The organism is Bacillus sp. FJAT-14266 (genome assembly GCF_001719225.1).
GTDB lineage: Bacteria > Bacillota > Bacilli > Bacillales > Bacillaceae > Bacillus > Bacillus subtilis.
This window is the reverse complement of record NZ_CP017072.1, coordinates 1,215,433-1,222,500: the sequence shown is the minus strand read 5'-3', so window position 1 is coordinate 1,222,500 and position 7,068 is coordinate 1,215,433. Positions and strand designations below refer to the sequence as shown.

Annotated in this window: 6 protein-coding genes, 2 rRNA genes and 1 riboswitch (1 of these 9 only partly in view); of the genes, 2 read left to right on the top strand and 6 right to left on the bottom strand. The window is 45.4% G+C overall.

Annotated features, from left to right (window positions below):
- Both BGM23_RS06290 and BGM23_RS06285 read right to left on the bottom strand, forming a co-directional pair.
- Window positions 1-128, bottom strand: a 23S ribosomal RNA gene (locus BGM23_RS06290) (it extends 2,800 nt beyond the left edge of the window).
- Between the two features lie 170 nt (window positions 129-298).
- Window positions 299-1,848: ribosomal RNA gene (locus BGM23_RS06285) — 16S ribosomal RNA — on the bottom strand.
- The 16S and 23S rRNA genes sit together here, the layout of an rRNA operon.
- Before the next feature lie 463 nt (window positions 1,849-2,311).
- Window positions 2,312-2,413, top strand: a riboswitch (TPP riboswitch).
- Between the two features lie 99 nt (window positions 2,414-2,512).
- Here BGM23_RS06285 and thiT point away from each other — a divergent pair.
- Window positions 2,513-3,091, top strand: coding sequence for an energy-coupled thiamine transporter ThiT (gene thiT / locus BGM23_RS06275; RefSeq protein ID WP_003228966.1), 579 nt, complete (start codon window positions 2,513-2,515; stop codon window positions 3,089-3,091).
- 41 nt (window positions 3,092-3,132) lie between these two features.
- Here thiT and BGM23_RS06270 read toward each other — a convergent pair whose 3' ends face one another.
- The 3 genes from BGM23_RS06270 to BGM23_RS06260 are packed head-to-tail and all read right to left on the bottom strand — an operon-like array spanning window position 3,133 to window position 5,746.
- Window positions 3,133-3,654, bottom strand: coding sequence for a GNAT family N-acetyltransferase (locus tag BGM23_RS06270; protein ID WP_015714591.1), 522 nt, complete (start codon window positions 3,652-3,654; stop codon window positions 3,133-3,135).
- A gap of 17 nt (window positions 3,655-3,671) precedes the next feature.
- The gene (floT, locus tag BGM23_RS06265) at window positions 3,672-5,201 is read right to left on the bottom strand and encodes a flotillin lipid rafts scaffold protein FloT (protein ID WP_014477772.1); all 1,530 of its coding nucleotides are present in this window, start codon (window positions 5,199-5,201) and stop codon (window positions 3,672-3,674) included.
- Window positions 5,202-5,221: 20 nt separating this feature from the next.
- Complete coding sequence (locus BGM23_RS06260; protein ID WP_015251368.1) at window positions 5,222-5,746, bottom strand: NfeD family membrane protein; 525 nt, start codon at window positions 5,744-5,746, stop codon at window positions 5,222-5,224.
- Between the two features lie 167 nt (window positions 5,747-5,913).
- Here BGM23_RS06260 and BGM23_RS06255 point away from each other — a divergent pair, with 167 nt between their 5' ends.
- A complete protein-coding gene (locus BGM23_RS06255) occupies window positions 5,914-6,402 on the top strand; it encodes a DinB family protein (RefSeq protein ID WP_015714594.1) in 489 nt (162 codons plus the stop codon).
- Window positions 6,403-6,407: 5 nt separating this feature from the next.
- Here BGM23_RS06255 and BGM23_RS06250 read toward each other — a convergent pair whose 3' ends face one another.
- A complete protein-coding gene (locus BGM23_RS06250) occupies window positions 6,408-6,986 on the bottom strand; it encodes an MOSC domain-containing protein (protein ID WP_015714595.1) in 579 nt (192 codons plus the stop codon).
- Window positions 6,987-7,068 lie beyond the last annotated feature (82 nt).

The following is a 7,068-nucleotide window of genomic DNA, read 5'->3' as shown; positions in this document are numbered from 1 at the left end:
GGTTTCCCCATTCGGAAATCTCCGGATCAAAGCTTGCTTACAGCTCCCCGAAGCATATCGGTGTTCGTCCCGTCCTTCATCGGCTCCTAGTGCCAAGGCATCCACCGTGCGCCCTTTCTAACTTAACCGTTAAAAAGAATCACTATGTGATATCTTGTGTTACTAATTGAATGTGATGTCTACTGTTATCTAGTTTTCAAAGAACACGTTTCGAAGGAATGATCCTTCAAAACTAAACAAGACAGGGAACGTTCTGTTTATAAGACCCAAGGTCTTATATTCCGTATAATATCCTTAGAAAGGAGGTGATCCAGCCGCACCTTCCGATACGGCTACCTTGTTACGACTTCACCCCAATCATCTGTCCCACCTTCGGCGGCTGGCTCCTAAAAGGTTACCTCACCGACTTCGGGTGTTACAAACTCTCGTGGTGTGACGGGCGGTGTGTACAAGGCCCGGGAACGTATTCACCGCGGCATGCTGATCCGCGATTACTAGCGATTCCAGCTTCACGCAGTCGAGTTGCAGACTGCGATCCGAACTGAGAACAGATTTGTGGGATTGGCTTAACCTCGCGGTTTCGCTACCCTTTGTTCTGTCCATTGTAGCACGTGTGTAGCCCAGGTCATAAGGGGCATGATGATTTGACGTCATCCCCACCTTCCTCCGGTTTGTCACCGGCAGTCACCTTAGAGTGCCCAACTGAATGCTGGCAACTAAGATCAAGGGTTGCGCTCGTTGCGGGACTTAACCCAACATCTCACGACACGAGCTGACGACAACCATGCACCACCTGTCACTCTGCCCCCGAAGGGGACGTCCTATCTCTAGGATTGTCAGAGGATGTCAAGACCTGGTAAGGTTCTTCGCGTTGCTTCGAATTAAACCACATGCTCCACCGCTTGTGCGGGCCCCCGTCAATTCCTTTGAGTTTCAGTCTTGCGACCGTACTCCCCAGGCGGAGTGCTTAATGCGTTAGCTGCAGCACTAAGGGGCGGAAACCCCCTAACACTTAGCACTCATCGTTTACGGCGTGGACTACCAGGGTATCTAATCCTGTTCGCTCCCCACGCTTTCGCTCCTCAGCGTCAGTTACAGACCAGAGAGTCGCCTTCGCCACTGGTGTTCCTCCACATCTCTACGCATTTCACCGCTACACGTGGAATTCCACTCTCCTCTTCTGCACTCAAGTTCCCCAGTTTCCAATGACCCTCCCCGGTTGAGCCGGGGGCTTTCACATCAGACTTAAGAAACCGCCTGCGAGCCCTTTACGCCCAATAATTCCGGACAACGCTTGCCACCTACGTATTACCGCGGCTGCTGGCACGTAGTTAGCCGTGGCTTTCTGGTTAGGTACCGTCAAGGTACCGCCCTATTCGAACGGTACTTGTTCTTCCCTAACAACAGAGCTTTACGATCCGAAAACCTTCATCACTCACGCGGCGTTGCTCCGTCAGACTTTCGTCCATTGCGGAAGATTCCCTACTGCTGCCTCCCGTAGGAGTCTGGGCCGTGTCTCAGTCCCAGTGTGGCCGATCACCCTCTCAGGTCGGCTACGCATCGTTGCCTTGGTGAGCCGTTACCTCACCAACTAGCTAATGCGCCGCGGGTCCATCTGTAAGTGGTAGCCGAAGCCACCTTTTATGTTTGAACCATGCGGTTCAAACAACCATCCGGTATTAGCCCCGGTTTCCCGGAGTTATCCCAGTCTTACAGGCAGGTTACCCACGTGTTACTCACCCGTCCGCCGCTAACATCAGGGAGCAAGCTCCCATCTGTCCGCTCGACTTGCATGTATTAGGCACGCCGCCAGCGTTCGTCCTGAGCCAGGATCAAACTCTCCGATAAATGGATCACAGGTTAAGTTCACCGCATCCGCGGCGACACCTGTGTGACCTGCGTCGTGCAGGCCCTAGTTTGACTGACTACGCACATCGCTGTGCGATTTATAAAAATGAATTAACAGGTACGTTTTGTCTTGTTTAGTTTTCAAAGATCATTTCGTTACTTCTCAATGAAGCAGCTTTACTAATATAACATTCAGCTTCTTTTTTGTCAATAACTTTTTCAAGTTGTTTTGAAGCATCTAGTTTGTGTCCGCTGTGCATCAGCGACGTTTAATAATATAACACCTGTATTTATTTATTGCAATAGTTTTTTTAAAAAAATCTATAAAACAAATAAACTATAATCCTCGCCATGATTTCTAAAGCGTGTGTATCATATAACTTTCTTAAAAGAACATATACATCAGTCATGTGATCTTGTTGTTTTTTTCGTTTTCTTGTATAGTAGAAACGAACTAAATACTGATGACCACAAGGGGAGCATTAAAGCTGAGAGTGAGCGGTTTCGTTCTGACCCTTTGAACCTGTTAGTTAACGCTGGCGTAGGGATGTGGCAAAGTCAAATGAATTGCAGATCGTAAAGCAGTGCGTGGAACTTTTCTCATCCTTCCGCGTGCTGCTTTTTTGTTGTCCTTTTGGTTGTCTGTCAATGGAAGGAGATAGATATGAATCAATCTAAGCAACTGGTTCGCCTTATTGAAATTGCCATTATGACAGCGGCAGCCGTTATTTTAGACATTGTCTCAGGAATGTTTCTTAGCATGCCTCAAGGAGGCTCGGTCTCCATCATGATGATTCCGATCTTTTTAATTTCGTTTCGCTGGGGTGTCAAAGCAGGTCTTACTACAGGTTTGTTGACAGGTCTAGTACAAATAGCAATCGGAAACTTGTTTGCTCAACATCCTGTACAGCTATTGTTAGATTACATTGTCGCTTTCGCAGCAATCGGCATAAGCGGCTGTTTCGCTTCTTCAGTCCGTAAAGCCGCTGTATCAAAAACAAAAGGGAAATTGATTGTTTCAGTGGTAAGCGCAGTTTTTATCGGCAGTTTGCTGCGCTATGCCGCGCATGTCATTTCAGGAGCTGTGTTTTTCGGCAGCTTTGCTCCAAAAGGAACACCGGTATGGATTTATTCTTTAACTTATAATGCGACTTACATGGTACCTTCATTCATTATTTGTGCAATTGTCCTATGTTTATTATTTATGACAGCACCCCGTTTGCTTAAAAGTGACAAAGCGTAAAAGTAAAAATCCCCCAGCGAATTCCGCTGGGGGATTTTTCGTTATCTGTTAAGAAGCGTTTTTAAAGCTGAAAGATCCGGCCAGCCAAGACCTACTTCTTTCAGCCTTACTCCGGCAATTTCAAAGTTGTCCTCCGCTACTCTTTCAGGTGAATAGGCCTGATAAAATATAATCGAGGGATTCTGCTCAATAACCCAAACAAACATACTTGAAAAACCATGTTGAAGCAAAAACTCCGCTCCTTTTGCTAAGAGCGCCCTGCCTGCACCTTGCCGCTGGCGCTCTTCCAGAAGATAAATAGCGTATAACTCGCCGTCATAGCCTTCTTGTTCAGAGCGAATAGGTCCAAATGAAGCAAAGCCGAATACTGAACCCATTTCGTCCTGAGCAACAAATACCCCCTTTAACGAGCGACTTTTCCATTTGTCTTCAAATTCCTTATAGTTCAGGCTGTTTAAATAATCAATCGGGATAGTTTCGTGGTATGTTGTCCTCCAGCTGTCTACATGCACTTTTGCAATACCCTTTATATCCTCTAACTTCGCTTCACGTACAGTTACCATACGGTTCTGTCCTTTCCTTACTCTGATTTTTGGACCGTTTTGGCTTCTTTGATTTCATTTGTTAATTCATTGATGCTTTGTTTTACGTTTCCTTTTCCTGAAAAGTTCTCAAGCATTTCTTTTACATCGATTCCCGAGGATGCTTTTAAACTTTCTTGCAGACTTGACATTAAGTTCGTCGCATAGCTGGTTACTTTGTTTGCTCCGCTTGATTCACCGCTTCCTCCTGTATCGACAACGGTGATTTTATCAATATTTGAAAGAGGTGCCGCTGCTTGTTTCGCGTATTCCGGAAGCATTTTGACAATCATATCGAAAATCGCCGCCTGCCCGTACTGTTCAAAGGCAGCCGCAATTTTCTCTTTTGCTTCCGCTTCTGCAAGACCTTTCAGGCGGATAACCTCTGCCTCTGTCTCTCCTTTCGCTTTTTCTGCTTCTGCTTTTGCTAGCCCGTCAATTCTTACTTTTTCCGCCTCAGCCTTTGCCATTGCTTCAATACTGTACTTCTTGGCATCGGCTTCCGCGAGCTGTTTGGCTTTCTCAGCTGCTGCGGACTGCTCAACAGAATAACGGTCTGCATCGGCTTTTTTCTTTACCTCTGAGTCGTATTGACGTTCACGGCGAAGAATTTCTTTTTCTTCTAGCTCTATTTGTTTTTGGCGTTCGATAATTTTAACCTGCATTTCCTGCTCTGTGACTTGCTGGCGCGCTCTGGCAGTCTCTAAATCATATGCCTGATCGGCATTCGCTTTTGCCGTATCTTGTTCTCTGCGGAATTCAGCCATCTTGAGCTGATTGATTTTTTCAGCTTCAGCGATTTCCGTCGCCCGTTCAAGTTCTGATTTTTTTGCGTCTTTATCGGCTTCTGCCCGCTTAATTCGGGTTTCTTTATCAGCCTCTGCTGTTGCGATATCAGCATCGCGTTTTACTTGGGCAATTCTCGGTTTCCCTAATGATTCAAGATAACCGTTTTTATCACGAACATCTTTAATGGTAAACGAGACGATTACAAGCCCCATTTTCGCGAGATCCTGTGAAGCGACACGCTGCACCTCTTGAGAGAATTTTTCTCTGTTTTTATAGATTTCTTCTACTGTCATTGAGCCGAGAATGGAACGAAGGTGGCCTTCTAAAACCTCCCGCGCTTCCTGCTCACGGTCGTCTTTTGATTTCCCTAAAAATTGTTCGGCCGCTGTAGCGATTTCTCCTATAGAACCGCCGATTTTAATAATCGCAGTTCCATCGGCCATTACTGGCACTCCTTGTTCTGTATAGACTTCAGGTGTCGAAACATCGAGTTTGCTTGATAATAAGCTTAGCGGCTCTGCCTGCTGGAAGACGGGAAGGACAAAGGTTCCTCCGCCGCGGACGATTTTAATACGGTTGCCGCCTTCATCGACATGAACATTTTTATTGCCCAGATAGCTCCCTGTTACAATTAACGCTTCATCAGGCCCTGCTGTACGATACTTCGTAATAAACACAGCTATTAGTGCAATTAATAAAAAGAATACAACTCCGATGATCATTATAATCGGCATTGTCATATCAAATTCCTCCTTTTATGTTAAATGGGTTCATGCGGAGTAACCGAAAGAACTCCGTTGTTAATATCTACGACTAACACCGTTGTCCCGTAACTGATCTGCTGATTATCAAAACTGACCGCTGATTTTGAAATGGTCCCGCCTATCCCTTCTATGACCACTTCACCAAACCCGTCAACCGGCACAGCTGTAATCACTTTACCGAGTCTTCCTCTGAGATCATCTTCTCTATATGCCAATGATTCTTCTGCAGATGATAATGGCACCAGTACAAAGATGTGAAGCAATACCACCAGCATGATCGAAAGGATGCAAGATAAAAGCGCAATCAGCAAGCTTGACAGAGGCAATACGAGTTCACCTATATATCCGCCCGCTGAAAAACATGTGAAAAATGAGAGCACTAATGTCGGATTAAGAAACGGAATGCCTTCTGGCAGCCCTGCAAATACATCTCCGAAAAACAGGAATAACAGCGTAAGGCTGCCCGCAATAATAAGCGTATAAAGATAAATTGTTTGTATAGGTACTCCAAATAACTCCAATTTCCTCATCCTTTCTTCATCAATGCATTGATGAACGGCTGCCGTTACCATTAATACGAGACACCCCGGGAAAAGTTTCAAAATTTTAAGACAAGTAACTCATTTGAAGTGCTTTATAAATGATAATTGCTTATATATATGGTAATGTCATTTTAGGAGGAGATATGATGAGTATCTTTAATGAAGCCAGATTAGAAACGTGGAACGAATTGAAAGGACTTTCTGACGAAAAGCTGAACCAAAAGCCTTCTGCTGAAGAATGGAGCATACGGGAAGTTCTTGACCATTTGAAAAAAATCGATATGACCGCACAAAAAATGTTGAAGGAACGTGTACAGGACGCTCCGATTAAAGAAATTGAAGAAAAACCGCTTGAGGTAGCACAGGACAGAAATAATAAACGGAAAGCCCCGAGTCATCTTGAGCCTGCGCATGATTTTATTTCAGGCAGCCAAATGAAACGTGAGCTTGATGTGGTAAGAGAGCAGCTGACTGCTGCGATTGCCTCTCTGAAAGAAGAAGATTTTGAAAGAGTGCTTCCGCATCCTGTGTTTCAAGAGCTGACTGTCAGACAGTGGATCGATTTTATCGGCCATCATGAAAAACGGCACCTCAGCCAAATGAAAGAAATTAAAGAAAAGATAGAAAGGGCCTGATTTAATCAGACCCTTTCTGCTTTTCGTTTGACTTTTCGCTGATAGGAATGAACTTCTATTTCATCACCTGTGTAAACAGCACCAGGTCTCTCCACAATACAGACAATCCCTCTAACGCCCAGTGCGTGGCGGACGAAAGCCGGCGCCAGCTTCGGTTGGTCCGGATAATAAGACTGAATGACTTCTCCCGGCTGGATACACGGATCATTTTCGCCCTCACACAGCAGAGCCGCTCCGCTCGGAAAAATAATCCGGCTTCCTTCTTTTAATGAAGTAAGATCTGGCATACCGCTGACTGCCACATTCGCCCCGAGCCATTCCGGCAAAATCCTCGGCACTCCCATTTTTAAAGCGATTTCGTTGCATTCCTCTATTGAAACAATTGAAATTTGTCTGCGGTTGAAAATTTCAGTCCCTCTTGAAAACATTGGTTCTCTGGCTCCCGCTTTTTTGGTCAGGCCAAAATGCAAGTCGCCGGGGATGCCGCCATAATCAAAATCAAGCTTGTCCATTTGCTTTGTTACGAAGCTTTCTGTATTTGCGATATATAAGCCTTCCGCTTTTGCAGTCATACGCTTCCACATCAGCTGGCACCTTCCTTCTTATCTAAAATTTCCGCCTATGCTTCATTATCCCAAAAAATCCCGCTCTGTAAAGGAGCGGGAT